The organism is Micromonospora sp. LHW51205 (assembly GCF_003315815.1).
Classification (GTDB): Bacteria; Actinomycetota; Actinomycetes; order Mycobacteriales; family Micromonosporaceae; genus Micromonospora; species Micromonospora chalcea.
On the sequence record NZ_QMEZ01000005.1, the window covers coordinates 507564 to 524948 of the forward strand.

Below are 17385 nucleotides of genomic sequence, written 5' to 3' on the forward strand. Positions count from 1 at the left end.
ACGAGCGCGCCACGAAGCTTGCTCGCCATCACCACGCGTTGACGCTCCGGAGCAGGAAAAGGGCGTCAAAGTGCGCAAAGACACCGTCATCGAGCGCCCGATCAACCCACAGTGACGACACATCGAGGGATTACAATCAAGTAACAAATGTACAGTGCGTCGAGCGCGATGGGCCGTTCGGGGCAGTGTCGTCGGCCGAACATCCGAGCCGGCAGATGACCGGGTCGATCCAGCCGCACCCCCGGATGTCCTAGGGTTTCGGCGTGAATCTCGACGACGTACGGCGCGACTGGACCAAGCTGGGCGCCGAAGATCCGCTGTGGGCCGTCCTCGTCCAGCCCGGTAAGCGCGGCGGGCAGTGGGACGTCGAGGAGTTCCTGGCCACCGGCCGCGCCGACGTCGAGGAGACGACCGGATGGCTGGGCCGGCTCGGCCTGCCCACGCGATGGGACCGCGCGCTGGACTTCGGATGCGGGGCCGGTCGGCTGTCGCAGGCGCTCGCGCCGCACGCCGGCGAGGTCGTCGCCGTCGACATCGCTCCGTCGATGCTGGAGACCGCCCGGCGCCTGGACCGCAGCGCCGGGAACATCCGCTTCGTCCTCAACGACGCGCCGGACCTGAGCCAGTTCCCCGACGGGCACTTCGACCTGGTCTACAGCGCGCTCGTGTTGCAGCACCTGCCGCGCCCGGCGATCGACAGCTACCTCGCCGAGTTCCTGCGCGTCCTGCGCCCCGGCGGGGTCGCCGTCGTGGGCCTGCCGACCGAGCCGGCCCGTACGGCCAAGGGCGTCATCTGGAAGCTCGCGCCGTTCCGCCTGATCAGCTGGGCGCAGCGCCGGCTGCTCAACTACCCCGCGCCGATGAAGATGACAGCGGTGCCGGACGCCGACATGACCCGGCTGGTGGCCGCCAACGGCGGGGAGATCGTCGGGCAGCGGCCCGACCTGCCGTACACCGAGGACTGGATCTGCACCCGGTACGCGGTGCGACGCCTCTGACCTGCCACCTGCCGCGCACACGAGCAGGCCGGCCGACCCGGGTGGGTCGGCCGGCCTGCTCGCGTGGTGGTGCGAGGGTTGGCGCTCAGGACTCCGCGCGGTCCGCGGCGTGGCGTCCGCCGGCGGGCACGGTCGGGTCGTCGTCGACCGGCTCCGCCGAACGCTGCGACGGCACGTCGTCCACCGGTCCGTCGCCGGCGTCCACCGGCGTCGCGTCGGGCCGGCGGCGAGCCGCGCGGACGATGATGAACAGGCCGAGCAGGAGCAGGAGCAGACCCACGACGCCGAGGACGATCGGCAGCACGGTGGTCAGCAGGTTGATCTGCCCACGCGCGTCCTTGGCCGCCTTGGCCTGCTGCTCCTGGGTGTCCTCGGTGAAGACGAGCGTGGCGTCGATGATCTTGATCTTGTCCGCGCCGGTCTCGTCACGCAGGGTCTGGAGCTGCTTCTCCTGCCCCTTGACGATGACGCCGCTGTCCGGCTCCACCCAGAGGGTGCGGGTGTTGGCGTAGAAGCGGCCGGCCGTCACCGTGGGCTGGGCCGATCCGACCAGGTTGCCCGGCACGTCGATCTCGCTGATCTTGATCGGTTCGGCCGTCATCTCGAACTTGTAGACGGTCAGCCCCTGCAGCTTCTCGGTGCCCACGTACTCGGCGGGGTACGCCTTCCGAGCGGTGTTGTCGAAGTACTGGTACGTCTTCTTCTCCGTACCGAACGGGAAGGTGTAGGTGAGCCCCTCGTGCTTGAAGGGCGCGCCGTTGACCGCCTCGGCACAGCAGGCGACCGCCTCCGCCGTACGCCGGTCGAGGGCGACCCGGTCCGTGCTGACCGTGATCTCCTTGCCCGCGTCGTCGATCACCCGGACACCGACGTTGAAGACCGTCCGGTCGGCGTTGCCGGCCTCGACGTCGCCGCGCACCGCGCGGTGGGCGGTCAGGTTGACGCCGCTGCGCTCGGCCAGCGTGCTGAAATCAAGAACGGTCGCGTTCTTCGCCTCTGAAACCGTTACCGAACTCTGGTCAAGGGGCACCTTGACCAGAGCGGGCGCGACGGCCAGCGGCGTCGCCACGGCCCCGACGATCAGGAACGCGCCTGCCGCCACCAAGATGGCACCCGACGTGGGTCGCATGAAACTCCTCCCCTTGTAAAGACTCGACTAGTCGGCTGACAGTACATGACGAGGCCGATTTCGGATATGGTCCGATGCGACCTCTCGCGACGTACTGACTCCGGGGGTGCAGCAGCCACCGGGCTGCGAGATCAAATGGATGTCGAGGGAACTGTGAGCCGACCCGTCAGACCGGACTCGAGCAACGGACAGGCGATCCTGTCCGCAACTAATACCGGCCGTTCGGACGGTTGGTTGCCCGCATTGGAAGGGCTGCGGGCGGTGGCGGTGATCGGCGTGGTCGTCCACCATGTCTCCTTTCTCAGCGGACTGACCAACTCCTTCGCCCACCTCGCAGCTGTGCTGGCCAGGCTGGATGTCGGGGTGGCGATCTTCTTTGCGTTGTCCGGTTTCCTCCTCTATCGGCCATTCGCGCTCGCTGCCATTAACGGACAGTCAGGACCATCCGTTCGGCGATACCTCTGGCACCGCGCGCTGCGCATTCTGCCCGGGTACTGGGCAATGGCGATCGTCGCACTGACTTGGCTCAACATCGACTATCTGAAGTCCGTCTGGGACTGGGCGATCCCCTTTCTTCTGGCACAGATTTACGAGCCATTGCGACTCCCGGTCGGCATGGAGCAGACCTGGAGCCTGGCTACGGAGGCGACTTTCTACCTTGCGCTGCCACTGATAGCGGTGCTCGGCCGCCGAATGGGCGGTCGTACCCCGCTCGGGCGAGCCCGGCGCCAACTGGCGTTCGGTGCCGTACTCGTCCTTGCCGGCCTCATCTGGAATGCGTACGCACACGGTCCCGACTCGCCTCTACCGGGACTCGCGGTGCTCTGGCTGCCCGCCTTTCTCGACTGGTTCGGCATCGGCATCATGCTGGCCGTGCTCGCCTCGTGGCCCGTCGGCACGACCTCGACCCCGTTCCTCACCGGCCTGACCGGTGACGGGTCTGGGCGGGGCGAAGAGGACCTGTGGTCCGCCACCCCGCGCGGCCTGCGCGTGTTCACCTTCGCCCCGGGAACGTCCTGGCTCATCGCCGGCGCGCTGCTCTGGATCGCGAGCACGCCCATCGCCGGCCCGCGCGGGGTCGAACCCGCCAAGCCGGTCGAGTCGGTCACCGAGCACCTGCTGTTCCTGCTCGTCGCCTGGTGCCTGATCGCCCCCCTCGTCGGGCCGGGGTCCGGCGGGGTGCCCCGCGCTCTCCTCAGCCACCGGGCGGTCATGTTCCTCGGCCGGATCTCCTACGGCATCTTCCTCTGGCACCTCCTCGCGCTCGAGGTCTGCTTCCGCCTGCTCGGATTCACCCGGATGAACAGCTCGTTCTGGGTTCTCCTTGCCGTCACCCTGGCCCTCACCGTCCCGGTCGCGACGGCCAGCTACTACCTCATCGAGCGGCCCGCGCGACGGCTGCGGCGGCTCGGTGGCCGCCGCCGGCCCGTGGCCGTCGAGCCCGACCTCCCGCTCCGGGCCGCGACGCCGGCGCCAGCGCTTCAGGGCGCCGGCCCGGCCGGCCTCGGAACTCGCCTCGTACCGGCCGCGGACCCGACGGAACCGCAACACGAGAGCGGCGACCGCCACGAGGAGCAGCCCGGTCGGCAACAGGACCAGTAGCTCCGCCACCCGTTCCGCGCCGACCCGGGGCAGCCACAGACGCTCGGTCCCGTAGACGGTGAGCCCCAGCGCGGCCGGCACCCAGATCCATGCCGGGCCGGGCGTGCGGCGCCGGTGCAGCGCCACCACCGCGGCGGCGCAGCCGAGCCCGACCAGGCCCCCGAGCAGCGCCGGCACCGCCACCGCGAGCAGCGGCGCGGTCGGCATCATCGTCGGCACCACCGGGTACGCGGGTCGATGGCGGCGCGCGGGAATCAGCGCCCCGACCACCAGCAGCACCAACAGGCCCCCGGCGACGAACAGGACGATCCGGTAGTGCTCGCCGGGCGTGAAGACCAGCTCGACGCGGCCGGCGGGACCGGCCGGCACGAACCATCCCTGCTTCCACCCGTCCAGGCGGGCCGCGATCAGCTCCTGCCCGTCGAGCGTCGCCCGCCAGCCGGCGTTGGCGTTCTCCGGAACCATCAGGTAGCTGCCGCCACCCGCACCGATCTCGATCGACCGGCGCTGGTCGTCCCAGTCGACCACGCTCAACGCCCGGCGCGGCGACGCGGCGACGACGGGCCGTTCGGCCGGCGTACCGCTGAAGATCACGCTGTCCACGACGAACCGGTCCGCCGGGGCGGAGACCTCGTTGCCGCCCGCCCGCAGCGTGACCTGCTCCGCGCCCGCCTTCGCGGCCCGGCCCGACGACGTGGCGGGAGCGCAGGCGCGGTAGCGCAGGGGCCGCAGGTCGCGCAGGTCGCGCAGCGTCCCGGTGGCCGTCGTGGGCACCTTCACCCCGTTGACCACGATGGTGGGCCCCGCGCCGCACGGGAGCGTCACCTCACGGTCGAGGCCGCGCGGCTGGTTCAGTTCGGGCACGCCCTGCACGTCCACGCCGCTGAGACCGACCGGCAGCGACTGCGGCTCGAACAGCGCCGTCGACCGGCTGACCCTCGGCACGGTAGAGGTCACTGCAACGGTGAGCCCACGGGTACGCAGAGCCGGGAAGCGGGCGACACCGTCCAGGTCGACAGCCACCTCCCGGATGCCGTCGTCACCGGTGATCCGGACCGTCCTGGGCGGCGCCGCGACGAGGCTCTCCGCGAACCGCAGCCGCACCCAGCTCACCTTGCGCGCGGTGGCCCAGCGCATCTTCACTGTCGGTTGCGGATCGCTCGGATCCGCCCACCAGGCCGTGCCGTCGTCCCCGTCCCCCAGCGACCTCGACGAGGCGACCGGGTCGGCGAACCACGAACTCGACGTCGTGAACGTCTCGCCGCCCGTCATCTCGTCGTACGTCGCGAGCGCGGTGGCGGGCGTGGCCCGGGCCAGGCCGGTGAGCTGGGTGGGGATCGCGGCGGGCAGGTCGAAGCGCCGGGGCACCAGCCCGGTCTCCTCGCCCTGCCGGATCAGGTCGGGAGCGCACAGGTAGTGGCCACCGGCGACCGCGCAGGCGGATCGATCGGTGGCCTTGCGGGCCAGCGCGACCACCTCGGGCGCGACGGCGTCGGCGGGCACCTCCGGCAGTCGCAGGTAGCGCTCGGGCGTCACCCCGGCGACACTCAGCTCCCGGATACCCGCCCGGCGGCCCGGAACGTCGGCGTCCGCGACACTCTCGACTGTCACCCGCAGCCAACTGCTCCGGCCGGCGGGCAGCGGCAACCGCGCCGTCGACCGGCCCGCGCCGGTCACCGGGTGCACCTGGGAACCGCCCTCGGTGCTGACCCGTACCGAGGTGACCGGCGCGCCGATCACCTCGTCGCCCATCACCTGCACCTCCACCGAGTCGGCCTCGATCGGGTCGGCGAAGCGCAGCTCGACCCACTGGCCCACCGGTTTGCGCGCGCCGTCGGACAACCACGCGGTGCCGATGTCGCCGTCGACCGCGGCGAAGGGTGTGGCCGACGGGTCGCGCAGCCCGGCCGGACCGGTGACGTCCGCCGCGCTGGACGACGCCCGGACGTCGGCCACCCCGGCGTACGCCGAGGAGGTGATCGACGACCGCCACGCCGGGTCGAGGATGTCGTGCTCCAGGCGCTCCAACTGGGTCGGGTCCTGCTCGGTCAGGGTCCGCGAGGTGTTGCCCCGGACCAGACCGAAGTCGACCTCCCGGTCCCGGAGGCTGTCGGCGAGCACGGTGCCGCCGTCGCTGACCAGCGGGGGATCGCCGTCGAGGATCACCGGCCGGTTGCCCAGCACACCGGCGTCGCTGAGGTCCAGCAACGTCTCCGGCGCGCCGACCAGGTTGAGCGGCAGCGCGGCGTCGGTCAGCGTGGCCCGGGGCGTCGGCCGGTCCACCTCGTAGATCTCCACCGCCGGGTACGGCTCGTGCAGGCCGTAGTCCCACGCCCCGTTCAGGTCGGGCTTCACCCCGGACGCCGGGCCGAACGCGGCGACCCGGAACAGGCCCGGTGCGCTGTCCAGCGTGCGGTGCACGAGGACCGGCCAGGCGATGCCGCCGACCGGCTGGCGGAGGTCGTTGCGGACGAGCAGGTAGCGCACGCCGAGCCGGCTGAGCACGTCGGCCAGTCCGGGCGAGGCGGTGCCCGAGGCGAGCCGCTCGTCGATGGCGGAGAGCAGCCGCGAGTTACCAGCCGATCCGCCCGGCACCAGCGCCCGCACCGCCCACGGCGAGTCCAGCAGCGGCTGCACCGGCTCGTCCAGCGGACGTCCCCAGTTGTACTCGGCGAAGTTGGAGCCGGGAACCAGCAGGGTGGTGCCCGGCCCGGCGTGCCGGTCGAGCCACCCGGTCGCCTGCCGCCAGTGCTCGGGCAGCGCGTGGAAGCCGCCGCCCGGAGCGAGTCCCGCCATCCCGGCGCCGCTGGTCACCGCCACGAGCGCGGCGGCGGTCGCGCCCAGCGCCACCCGCCGGGGCGCCATGTTCGTGGGGCGCGTGAAGCGGCGGATGAGCGCGATCCGGCCGACCGTGTCCAGCATGTGCGCGGCGGCCAGCGCCAGCGGCAGGCGGATCACGACGTCGAACTTGTGCAGGTTGCGGAGGGCGGCGAGCGGACCGTCGAGCAGTTCACGCATCGGCGACGCGAACGCGGCGCCCCCGGTCGACAGGTTCCCCGCGGTCAGGGCCAGCAGGCCGACCAGGGCGCCGACGAGCAGGAACCGCCGCTCCGGCAGGTCCCGACGGGCGAGCCCGGCCAGGCCGACGCAGGCGATCAGGGCGGTGAGCACGATCATCCACGGGGTGGTGACCAGCGCCCATCCCGCGCGCCACCACGGCACGCCGTCGACGGCCAGGTAACCCACCCAGTGGGTGCTGCCGCGTACCGCCGACGGGAGCGACGTCACGCTGGTCGTGACCGCCGCGCTCTCGGTGTACGGGAGGAACGGGAACCCGTAGCGCTGCAGCAACAGCAGCGGCACCAGCCACCAGAAGGTGGCCGCCACCATCGCCACCGTCCACCACGCCAGCAGGCGGATCCGCCGCCGGCCGGGCGCACGGGTCACCACGTAGAGGAACGCGGGCAGCACGGCGCACGCGACGGCCGCGCCGTTCGCGCCGCCCATGCAGAGCACAGCGAGCCCGCTGAGCGCCGCGGCCCGCCGCAACGAACCGCCCGCGGCCCCCTTGACCAGTGGCAGCAGGACCCAGGGGGCGACGCAGTACGGCAGCAGTTCCAGCGAGACCGTGCCGACCAGGGACAGCGCCCGGGGGGACAGCGCGAAGATCGCGCCGGCCACCAGACGCGATCCCGGACCGCCGAGGTCGAGGGCGCGCGCCAGGCGCACCACGCCGGTGAGGGCGACGCAGAGCAGGGTCGCCATCCAGAGCCGCTGGACCAGCCAGGCCGGCAGGCCCACCGCCTCACCGAGCAGGAAGAACGGGCCCATCGGGAAGAAGTAGCCGACGGCCTGGTTCTGGAGCGTGCCGAACTGCCAGTCCCCGGTCCACAGGTGAGCCGCGCGGGCGAGGAAACCGCCCGGGTCCAGGGCCATGTCCAGCTTCGTCTCGGGCACGATGAGCCCGGGCTCCTGGGTGACGCAGAGACCGATCAGCGCGAGACAGACCAGCAGCTCGCGCAGGCGCCACACCGCCAGGGACACCGTGGCGCTCGGAATTCCGGGGGTACGGCGAGCGGTCGACCAGGCGGTCAGCACTGCCGTACCGGAACGCCGGTGAGCAGTTCGTCCGCTCCGGCGTTCCGCTCGTCGATGTCGTCGGCTGCGACCCCGGCCCGCAGCAGCGCCTGCCGGACGGCGGCCGGCTCGGCGGCCGGCACCAGGAGCAGCAGGTTCTGCCCGTCGATCGCGACGTGCCGGGTACGCGGCAGGAGCGGCGCCACCCGGGCCAGAAGGCGTTCCGGCTGGTCGGTCCGGACCACCACCGACGTGTTCCCGGCGGCCCAGGGCAGCGGGCGCGGCGTCAGCAGATCCCCGAGGACCGCACGTACCCGCCGGCCGGTGTCGGTCCAGCGGAACGAGTCGCTCCACCGCCGGCACTCCGCGGCCATCCGTTCCGGCTCTCCGGGCGTCGCCAGGGAGTCCAGCGCGCGGTCGAGGCCGGCGGCCAGGTTCTGCGCCGGATCCTCACCCTCGTCGACCAACCATCCGGTACGGCCCGGCCGGACCGCGTCGCGCAGCCCGTCCACGTCGAAGGCGACAGTGGGCAGCCCGGCGGCGGCCGCCTCCACCACCACGAGACCCCAGCCCTCACCCCACGAGGCGGAGACGTGCAACCAGGCGGCGGCCAGCAGGGCGTCCCGCTCGGCGGCGGGCAGGTGGCCGTGCACGGTGACCATGTCGTTCAGCCCGCGCTCGTCGACCAGCCGGCGGACGCTCGCCGCGTCCGGCCCACCGCCGACGATGTCCAGACGCAGGTCGGGCCGTTGCGCCCGGAGCCGGGCCACGGCGTCGACCACCAGGTCCACCCGCTTGTGCCGGGTCACCCGGCCGACGCAGACGACACGTGGCCGGTCGGCGCGGGTCACGCCCGCGGCGGCCGGCCGGGACGCGTCGGCGCCGTTGGGCGCCACGACCACCGGGCCGGTCCAGCGCAGCCGCTCCCGGATCGCCACCGCCGTCGAGGGGGAGACCGCGAGCGTCACCGCGCGGCGGTAGACGCGCCGGGCGACCGGTCCCTCCAGCCAGGCGCCGAAGCGACCCACGACCGGGCCGAAGTACAACCGGAACTGCCGGTCGTGCACGTGGTGGATCACGCAGATCACCGGCACGGCCGCCGGCAGGACCGCCGGACTGAAGAACGGGATGCCGTTCTGGCAGTCCACCACCGCGTCGAACTGCCGGCGGTGGCGCGCCAGCCAGCCCAGCACCCGGGGGTAGATGGTCCACCGGCCGCCGGTACGGACGATCCGGATGCCCTCGCGGACCTCGTCGCCGGGCTGCCCGTTCGGGCGCGCGGTGACGAAGGTGACCTCCGCGCCGGCGGTCACCAGGTCGCGGGCGACCTGCCAGGCGTACACCTCGGCGCCCCCGGCGTCAGGATGCCAGGGGTCCTTCCAGTTGAGCACCACGACCCGGCGGCCCACCACGGTGGCGTCGGTGGTGGGTGCCGCGTCGGTAGAGGGTGTTCCGACACTCACGGCCGCATTCCAACGGCGGCCGTGCCGCCGGTGACGTCCGGCGTGACCGGAAGCGTGACGAGTGGCATCACCGGGGCGACGTCGGCGCCACGGAGCCACCAGTTGATCTTCGCGACGTCCACGAAGCTCTGCCAGCCGTGCCGGACCGGTGAGAAGCGGGAGCCGGGTACGTCCACCCAGCTGACCGGAATCTCCACCAGGCGGGCGCCCGCCCGCTCGGCGCGGCCCAGCACCTCGACGTCGAACGCGAATCCACCGCACCGCAGGGGCGCGAAGACCCGCCGGGCGACGTCGTTGCGGAAGAACTTGAACCCGCACTGCGTCTCGCTGACGCCGCGCACCACCTGCCGCACCGCGCCCCGGAACGCCACCGCGCCCCAGCGTCGCAGCACGCTGTGCCGCTCCTCGACGACCGACTCGGGGTGGGCCCGCGACCCGACCACCGCGTCCGCACCGTCGTACAGGAGATTGAGCACCTGGGCGAGAGCGGCCGGCGCGGTGGCCAGATCGGCGTCACAGAAGCCTACGTAACGGGCGTCGCTGGCCAGCACACCCCGACGCACCGCGAAGCCCTTGCCCGGTTCGCCGCACCAGAGCAGGCGGACCGGAACCGGGCCGGGCGGCGCGTTCACCACCACGGCACTCGTCCCGTCGTCGCTGGCGTTGTCCACCACGGTGACCCGGCAGGGCACACCGAGTTCGGCCAGCGCCGCCCGGAGCAGGACCAGGGTGTCGGGCAGCCGGAGCGCCTCGTTGTACGCGGGCACCACGACGTCGAGTACGACCAGTTCTGACGAGACGTCAGGAGGGGGGACCTCCATGCCGCACCGTCAGCGCTCGCCGTACACGATGATGGGCTGCTCCACGCTCGCTGGCTTGCTGTTGCTGTTGCCGAGGGTGGACGCCCCGATCGAGACGGCCAGGATTCCCAGCACGGCACCCACCGCCGCGGCGACTACCGCGGTGAGGAGGGGATTGAAGGATGCCTTCATCGATGATCCCTTCGGAAAAAGGTACCGAAGAGTAACATGCGTCACTGCCGCTTGACCCGATGCGAAAGGGCGATCATCAGGGTGGCCCCCAGTACCGAATACCCCAGGACCGGCATTATGCCGATGCGACCGGACGAGCCGGAGAAATCGGAATCCGGCAGACGCAACAGCGTCAATACCCCGTCCCGCCGGACCAGCTCGGCGCTCACGAACCGGCCCTCCACCTGCGCGGCGTCCGGTTGGTCCGTCTGCACGAGCACATACCGCACCCCGAGCCGACGCAGAGCCGGTCCCGGATCACCCGGCGCCGCCAACGCCGCCGCCACCCGGTCCGCCTCCCGGCTCTCCCCACGGATCCGGTCCCGGCCGACCAGCACGTCCTGGTCCCCGACCACCGGCCGGCGGAACGCCCGCGAGGCCGGATCGAGCACCGGCACGTTCCCCGCCCACGGATAGGCCCGGAACGAGGACCAGGGCAGCGACACCAGGCTGCCCCCGGCCGGATCCCGGTTCACCTCGGCGCGCACCGCCGCCCACTCCGCCGGGTACCGCACCGTGTCGAACTGACCACCGAGACCCCACGCCAGACCGGGCATGAGCAGCACCGGAGCGACCACCAGCAGCGGGGCCAGCGCCCGGGCGCCGGTCGTCACGAGCGACTCCACGAGCATCCCGAGACCCACCGCCTGCACCAGTGCCAGCGGAGCGAGCAGCCGGGTGCCGTCCCGGACCGCGCCGGCCAGCGGAACGTGCTCGACCAGCGCGACCATCCACTGCGCGCCCAGCGACCACGCCGGCGCCACCGCGACCACAGTGCCCAGCACCGCGCCGGCGAGCAAACCCCACCAGGCCGCCGACGGCCAGCGGCGGCGAGTAAGCACGTACCCCCACAGCGCCGCGCCGGCCAGCGCCAGCGCGATCAGGGCGACCGCCCACTGGTCCCGGCCGACCGGCACGGCGTTCCGGCTCCACACGCCGCCCAGAGTCGCGACGCTGCCGAGCACGCCGAGTGGCGTGTCCGCGCGGACCGCGAACGCGGCCACCCCCCGCTCGTCGACGTCGACGGCGCCGCCCCGGCTCACCAGCGCGAGCCACCACGGAGCGGTCAGGCCGGCCAACGTCGCCGCCCCCGCCACAAACGCCCGCCACCGGCGCGCCAGAGCCAGCGCCGGCGCACAGGCGAACACCGCCGCCAGCACCATCGCCGGGCCGCCCAGCACCACCGCGGCCCCTCCGGCCACTGCGGAACGCCGCCCCGGGCCGGTGCCCTCGGGCGGCGGCCGGAGCACCCCCAGCACCCAGGCGAACGCCCAGGGCAACGCCGCGAACCCCGCCACCACCGCCCACTGCCCGAGGTGCAGCCGCCCGTACACCCAGGGGTTCCAGACGTACGCGAGCCCGGCGGCGACCCGCGCCAGCGGATGACCGACGGGCGCCAGCCGCGCCGCGCCCACCGCGGCCAGGACGAGACAGCCGGCCAGGAGCACCTTCTGGGCCACGTCGGCCGGGACGACCTGCGACAGCCCGACCGCGAGCAGCTCGCTCGGTACTGCACGCGGCAGTTCGGAGCCGCTGCCCCAGACCACCGCGCCGAACGGCGGGTCCGGCACGAACACCAGGTCGTACCGGAGGACGAAGCCACGGCGCAGCACCGGGCCGAGGATCGCGACGACCACGCCGACACCGAGCGCCGTCTCCGGCCACCAGCGGCGCAGCGCGACGGCGGCCCGCGACAGCGCCGGACCGAAGCTCGGTGACGCTCGACGCACACGGACCCCCATGAACCTGGACGGAAGCGGGCCCGACGTCGCACCCGGGGCTCCGGACAGCACTCTAGGCACAGGGCGAGTACGGACGGTAGCTTGCCTCACGACGTCGACGAGCGAGCCGCGACGACGACGCGAGGTTCGAGGCGAACCCGTTCCACCGGCGACACCGACATGAGGCGCGATGACAGAGACCACGGCAGGGCCCGGCGCGAGCCGCCTGGGAACCGCCGGCGCGGCCGTCGCGGTCGCCGCGATGGCGACGAACGGGCTCGCCTACCTGCTGCCCATGCTCGGCGCCCGGTACCTGCCGGTCGAGGAGCTGAGCGTCCTCGCCACGACGCTGGCCCTCGTCGCGATCGCCGGCGTCGCCGGCGTGGGGCTGCAGATGGCGGTCGCTGTGCACCGGGCCCGCCACCCCGGCGCGCCGACGCACCGGGTCAGCCTCGTCACCACGGCGGTCGCCGGCGGCGCCGTCGTCGTGGCCGCGCCGCTGATGATCACCGGTCTGCGGCTGTCGTCGACCGTCGTGGCGCTGGTCGCCGGCACCACTGTCGCTGTCGTCCTGGCCGCCCGGTGGCTCGGCGAACTGCAGGGTGAGCAACGCTTCGTCCGTCTCGCCTTGGCGATGGGGGTGGTGGCGCTCGGGCGGTACGGCGGCATGATCGTCGCGCTGGTCCTCGGCGCCGACGTCGTGGTCACCCTGCTCGCCGGCATGCTCACCGCCTGGCTCGTGCTGCCGGCGCTGGCCTGGATCGCCCGCCCCGACCGGCCCGCCGGGAACGACGTCGCCGCCACCATGCGGATCCGGCAGGTGGCGAGCGCCGGCACCGCCGCGCTGGCGATGCTCGCGGTGTCGTACGCCGACCTGATCTTCGCCCGCCAGCTGCTCTCGCCCGCCGACTCCGGGGCGTACGCGGTCGGAACCGTGCTCACCAAGGGCGCGCTCTGGGCCCCCCAGGTGATCGTGGTGCTGGCGCTGCCCCGGCTCGCCGTGGGAGACAACCGGGTCCGTACCGTCGTGCTCGCCATCGTCGCCGGCTGCGGCGTCGTGCTCGTCGCCGCCTCGGCCCTGGCCGGCGGGTTCGCGTTCCGGCTGGTGGGCGGCGAGGACTACACGTCCCTGGGGAGGTACGCCCCGTTCTTCGCCGCCACCGGCGCGCTCTACGCACTGATCTTCGCGGCCGTCAACGCGAAGATCGCGGCGGGCGCGCGCTGGCCGTCCGCGCCGCTCTGGGTCGCCGCGGCCGTCCTGGCCGTGCTCACCACCACCGTCGCGCCCCGCACGTTCCAGGGCATCATGTGGTGCGCGCTCGCCACCGCCGCGGGAACCGCGCTGGTGATGGTGTTCAACCCTCCGCGAGCCAGTCGCCCAGCAGCCGGTGATCGATCGAGTCCACCCGGCCCAGCGGCCGCCCTGCCGCGACCCGCGCCCGCAGCTCCGCCCGGCTGAACCAGCGCGCCGCCAGCAACTCCACCCCGTCGACCCGGACCTCCTCGGACACGGCGACAGCCCGGAAACCCGCCATCAGCCCGGCGGGAAACGGCCACGCCTGCGACCCCTGGTAGACCACGTCGGTGACGGTGACGCCCGCCTCCTCGGCCAGCTCCCGGCGGACCGCGTCCTCCAGGCTCTCGCCGACCTCGACAAAGCCGGCCAGCGTCGAATAGCTGCCCTCGGCCGCGCCCGCGTGCCGGGCCAGCAGGCACCGCCCGGTCCGGCCGGGCGCCTCGACCAGCACGATCACGGCCGGCTCGATCCGGGGGAACCACAGCCGCCCGCACTCCCCACCGCTACAGGTCCGCATGTGCCCGCCGCCACCGGCCACGGCCCGGGCGCCGCACGCGCCGCAGTACCGCTGCTGCCGGTGCCACAGCAGCAACCCCCGGGCGTACGCCTGCACCGCCGCCGCGGCCGGGTCGAGCCGGCCCACGAGCGTCCGGACGTCGACAGCGCGCGTCGCGGCGGCCAACTCGACGGCGGCCCGCTCGCCGAGCGCGGAGAGATCGGCCGCGAACACCGCGACGTCGTCGTCGAGCCCCAGAAAGACGGTCTCCCCGGCGGCCGACCGGACGCGGGACGCGTGCTCGCCGGTGAGCCGGACCGGACCGGCCGCGTCGACCAGGCAGCGGTCCCGCCACAGCGGCAACACCACGCTCACCGGATCGGCCAGCCGCCCGGCCAGCCACTCCGCGTCACCGCGCAGCGCCGCCGCCCGGTCGAGCCACCCACCGCCGTACGCCAGCACCCGCTCACCGTGCCACGATCCGCGCCCGGGCGCGGCCCCGAATCGGGTGATCGGGCCGACACCGCCGAACCCCCGACACGACGCCGGGCCGGAGACTCCCGGCGCGCCCGGGCGTTGGTTACCGTAGGTGTCTCCCGCGGGGGAAGCGGTCCCCGCGTGTACTTCCGATCGAGGTTGCAGTGACGATGTACGGCGAGAAGGTGCCGGCTGCCGACGACCGGCCCACCATCAAGGTGGCGGCGGTGAGCTGGCCCGGCGTCGAGATGGAGCCGGTCGCCACACCGCCCGGAGGCGATACGGGCCGGCCGGGGCGGTCGCGACGGGCCCGGCTGCTGCTGGCCGGGGGGATCGTCGCGGCCGTGCTCGCCGGCGGCGTCGGCCTGGGCGCCTACGCGTACGCCGGTGACGTGCCCCGCGGCACCACGGTGCTCGGCACCGAGTTGGGCGGGCGCAGCCGCGCGGAGGCGGCGGCGGCGCTCCGCGCCGAGCTGGAGCGCCGGGCCGAGGCGTTGAACGCCCCGCTGGCGGTCACCGTCGGTGAGAAGAAGGCCGAGCTCAAGCCGTCCGACGTGGGGCTCGCCATCGACGTGGACGCCACTGTGGCGGCCGCCGCGAAGGCCGACGCGCACGCGGTGAGCCGGCTCGTCGGCTCCCGTACGGTCGAGCCGGTGGTCACCGTCGACCGGCCCAAGCTGGAGGCCGCCCTGCGGAAGGTGATGGGCTCGCAGGGGCGCGAGATGACGATGCCGGCGATCATCTGGACCGGCACCACCCCGAAGCCGGTCTACCCGAAGCCGGCGCTCACCGTCGACACCGACGGCGCCACCGCTGTGGTGAAGGCCGGCTGGCTGACCGCCGAGCCGGTCACCGTGCCGCTCGTCGAGAAGTGGCCCGCCACCACCCGTGAGGAGGTCGACCGCCTCGTCGCCGAGCTGGCCCGGCCCGCCGTCGCCGCGCCGGTGACGCTCACCACCGACGGCGGTTCGGTCACCATCCCGCCCGCCGCCATCGCCCGGGCACTGCGCTTCTCCGCCGACGACGCCGGCACGCTCACCCCGAAGGTCGACGTCAAGCGGCTCCGCGCCGCGCTCGGCGACCGGCTGACGAAGCTGGAGGTCGAGCCGCAGGACGCCGGGCTGACCATCAGCGGCGGCAAGCCGAAGGTGGTGCCCAGCAAGGCCGGCCGCCAGGTCGACGCCGCCGCGCTCGGCCCGGCCCTGCTCGCGGTGCTGCCCAAGTCCGAGGGCCGTACGGTGTCCGCCGAGCTCAAGCCGGCCGCGCCCGAGCTGACCGAGGCGGAGCTGGCGAAGCTGGGCATCAAGGAGCGGGTGTCGACCTTCACCACCCACTTCACCGGCGGCCTCTCCTCCCCGCGCAGCCAGAACATCGTCCGCGCGGCGAAGGACGTGGACGGCACGCTCGTGAAGCCGGGTGAGACGTTCTCGCTCAACGGGCACACCGGTGAACGCGGCTACGACCAGGGATACAAGGACGCGCCCACGATCGTGAACGGCAAGCTGGTGCCGGGCGTCGGTGGCGGCGTCTCCCAGTTCACCACCACGCTGTTCAACGCCACCTACTACGCCGGGCTGGAGGACGTGGAGCACAAGCCGCACTCGTTCTACTTCAGCCGCTACCCGGCCGTGATCGAGTCGACCATCTACTGGCCGCAGCTCGACTTCAAGTTCCGCAACAACACGCCCCACGGCGTGCTCATCGACACCTCGTACACGTCCAGCTCGATCACCGTCTCGATCTGGAGCACCAAGATCTACGACAGCGTCAAGACGGAGTACGGCCCCCGCCGCAACATCACCCAGCCGAAGACCGTGTACCTGACCCCGGGGCCGTCCTGCATCCCCGCCGCGGGCGCCGTCGGGTTCGCCCAGGACGCCTTCCGGGTCATCAAGAAGGACGGCAAGGTCGTCAAGCGGGAGAAGTTCAGCTGGCGCTACGACGCCGAGCCGCGCTTCATCTGCGCCCCGAAGCCGGGCGACGACTGATCCACGACACACGGAAAGGCCCCGCCGGATCGTCCGGCGGGGCCTTTCCCATGCTTGTCACGGCCGCGCCGCAGCCAGCCCTTCGCGTACGCCGTCGGCGTCCCGGTCGGTGCCGTAGACGGGCGTGTCCGGCTGCTGCCGCCAGCTCTCGTCCAGGGTGCCCGCGTCGACCGGGTCGAAGCCCAGATCGTCCACGAGACCCATCACGATCCGCTTGGCGTCCGCGTCGTCGCCGGCCACCGGCAACGCGATCCGGCCCGCCGTACCCGCCGGCTTGCCCTCGTCCATCAGGTGCGCCGCCTGGATGTTGTTGAAGACCTTCACCACCCGGGCGCCCTTGAGGTGGTCAGCGGTCCAGCGACTGGAGCTGAGGCTGCGGTCGAGCAGCTCGGCGATGTCGCCGTCCCGCTGGGGGTAGTAGTTGTTGGCGTCGACCACCAGCTTGCCGTCGAACAGCGCCGCCGGAAGCTGCGGCACCGCCTTCAGCGGGATCGCGATGACCACCAGCTCGGCGCCCTGCACGGCCTCCTCCACCGACACCGCCCGGGCGCCGGTCTCGGCGGCCAGGTCGGCGAGGCTCTGCGGCCCGCGGGAGTTGGCCACCGCGACGTCGTGGCCGAGTGAACGCAGACGACGGGTGAGGGTGCCCCCGATGTGCCCCGACCCGATGATTCCAATCTCCATGTCCACTCCTGTACCCCGTGCGGTCGGCCCCGATCACGGTCCCGACGTACGCCATGTCACGTTTCGGCCCACCGGCGTGGCCGGTGTCAGAGGTCCCGGCTCGACGGTACGAGACTGACGCGGCCGACGTGGTGATTCCCGTCGGCCGGCCCGAATCCAGGCGGTGTGGTGGCCGGTTCGGCGGTTCGGGGAAGTGGTGGGTGGTCCACCGTTCACGCGCCGGCATGAGGGCCGGTTTTCGGGGTGGACGCGTTTCAGGGCCACCCCGGTGTGGGGTGGCCCTGAAATCGAATGTTTGTCCGGCGGTGTCCTACTCTCCCACACCCTCCCGAGTGCAGTACCATCGGCGCTGGAGGGCTTAGCTTCCGGGTTCGGAATGTGACCGGGCGTTTCCCCTCCGCCATGACCGCCGTAACTCTATG

11 protein-coding genes, 1 rRNA gene and 1 pseudogene are annotated in these 17385 nt (G+C 72.9%); 4 read left to right on the plus strand and 9 right to left on the minus strand.

Annotated features, from left to right (window positions below; all coding sequences use genetic code 11):
- Nucleotides 1–263 precede the first annotated feature (263 nt).
- Nucleotides 264–998 carry a class I SAM-dependent methyltransferase gene (locus DQE82_RS21850; protein WP_051611329.1) on the plus strand — a complete coding sequence of 245 codons (735 nt, stop codon included), beginning with the start codon at nucleotides 264–266 and terminating at the stop codon, nucleotides 996–998.
- A gap of 85 nt (nucleotides 999–1083) precedes the next feature.
- Here DQE82_RS21850 and DQE82_RS21855 read toward each other — a convergent pair whose 3' ends face one another.
- On the minus strand, nucleotides 1084–2127 hold the full coding sequence (locus DQE82_RS21855; protein ID WP_113973616.1) for a DUF3068 domain-containing protein: 1044 nt from the start codon (nucleotides 2125–2127) through the stop codon (nucleotides 1084–1086).
- Between the two features lie 135 nt (nucleotides 2128–2262).
- On the opposite strand from DQE82_RS21855, the gene DQE82_RS31495 reads away from it, so the two are divergent.
- A complete protein-coding gene (locus DQE82_RS31495) occupies nucleotides 2263–3729 on the plus strand; it encodes an acyltransferase family protein (protein ID WP_370446806.1) in 1467 nt (488 codons plus the stop codon).
- Nucleotides 3730–5766: 2037 nt separating this feature from the next.
- Here the strand turns inward: DQE82_RS31495 and DQE82_RS31500 are convergent.
- The 5 genes and pseudogenes from DQE82_RS31500 to DQE82_RS21880 form a co-directional block, all read right to left on the minus strand.
- Nucleotides 5767–7827, minus strand: a pseudogene (locus DQE82_RS31500) (DUF3367 domain-containing protein); the annotation flags it as partial.
- Complete coding sequence (locus tag DQE82_RS21870; RefSeq protein ID WP_199496065.1) at nucleotides 7821–9269, minus strand: glycosyltransferase family 4 protein; 1449 nt, start codon at nucleotides 9267–9269, stop codon at nucleotides 7821–7823. The pseudogene DQE82_RS31500 and the gene DQE82_RS21870, both read right to left, overlap by 7 nt.
- Complete coding sequence (locus tag DQE82_RS21875) at nucleotides 9266–10090, minus strand: glycosyltransferase (RefSeq protein WP_064446837.1); 825 nt, start codon at nucleotides 10088–10090, stop codon at nucleotides 9266–9268. The genes DQE82_RS21870 and DQE82_RS21875 overlap by 4 nt, the downstream gene beginning before the upstream one ends.
- A 9-nt stretch (nucleotides 10091–10099) precedes the next feature.
- The gene (locus DQE82_RS30675; protein WP_157539048.1) at nucleotides 10100–10261 is read right to left on the minus strand and encodes a hypothetical protein; all 162 of its coding nucleotides are present in this window, start codon (nucleotides 10259–10261) and stop codon (nucleotides 10100–10102) included.
- 41 nt (nucleotides 10262–10302) lie between these two features.
- On the minus strand, nucleotides 10303–12042 hold the full coding sequence (locus DQE82_RS21880; RefSeq protein WP_116962588.1) for a hypothetical protein: 1740 nt from the start codon (nucleotides 12040–12042) through the stop codon (nucleotides 10303–10305).
- Between the two features lie 169 nt (nucleotides 12043–12211).
- Between DQE82_RS21880 and DQE82_RS21885 the strand changes: the two genes are divergently transcribed.
- Entirely contained in the window at nucleotides 12212–13480 is a 1269-nt protein-coding gene (locus DQE82_RS21885) for a polysaccharide biosynthesis protein (RefSeq protein ID WP_113973620.1), read from the plus strand.
- Here the strand turns inward: DQE82_RS21885 and nudC are convergent.
- A complete protein-coding gene (gene nudC, locus DQE82_RS21890) occupies nucleotides 13377–14276 on the minus strand; it encodes an NAD(+) diphosphatase (RefSeq protein WP_113973621.1) in 900 nt (299 codons plus the stop codon). The genes DQE82_RS21885 and nudC overlap by 104 nt on opposite strands.
- 185 nt (nucleotides 14277–14461) lie before the next feature.
- Here nudC and DQE82_RS21895 point away from each other — a divergent pair, with 185 nt between their 5' ends.
- Nucleotides 14462–16279 (plus strand): VanW family protein, encoded by a 1818-nt coding sequence (locus DQE82_RS21895; RefSeq protein WP_199496075.1) that lies wholly within the window; start codon nucleotides 14462–14464, stop codon nucleotides 16277–16279.
- 57 nt (nucleotides 16280–16336) lie between these two features.
- Here the strand turns inward: DQE82_RS21895 and DQE82_RS21900 are convergent, their stop codons facing one another.
- Together DQE82_RS21900 and rrf are read right to left on the minus strand one after the other, a co-directional pair.
- The gene (locus DQE82_RS21900) at nucleotides 16337–16963 is read right to left on the minus strand and encodes an NADPH-dependent F420 reductase (protein ID WP_069089577.1); all 627 of its coding nucleotides are present in this window, start codon (nucleotides 16961–16963) and stop codon (nucleotides 16337–16339) included.
- Between the two features lie 297 nt (nucleotides 16964–17260).
- Nucleotides 17261–17377 (minus strand): 5S ribosomal RNA (gene rrf, locus DQE82_RS21905).
- Nucleotides 17378–17385: the final 8 nt, after the last annotated feature.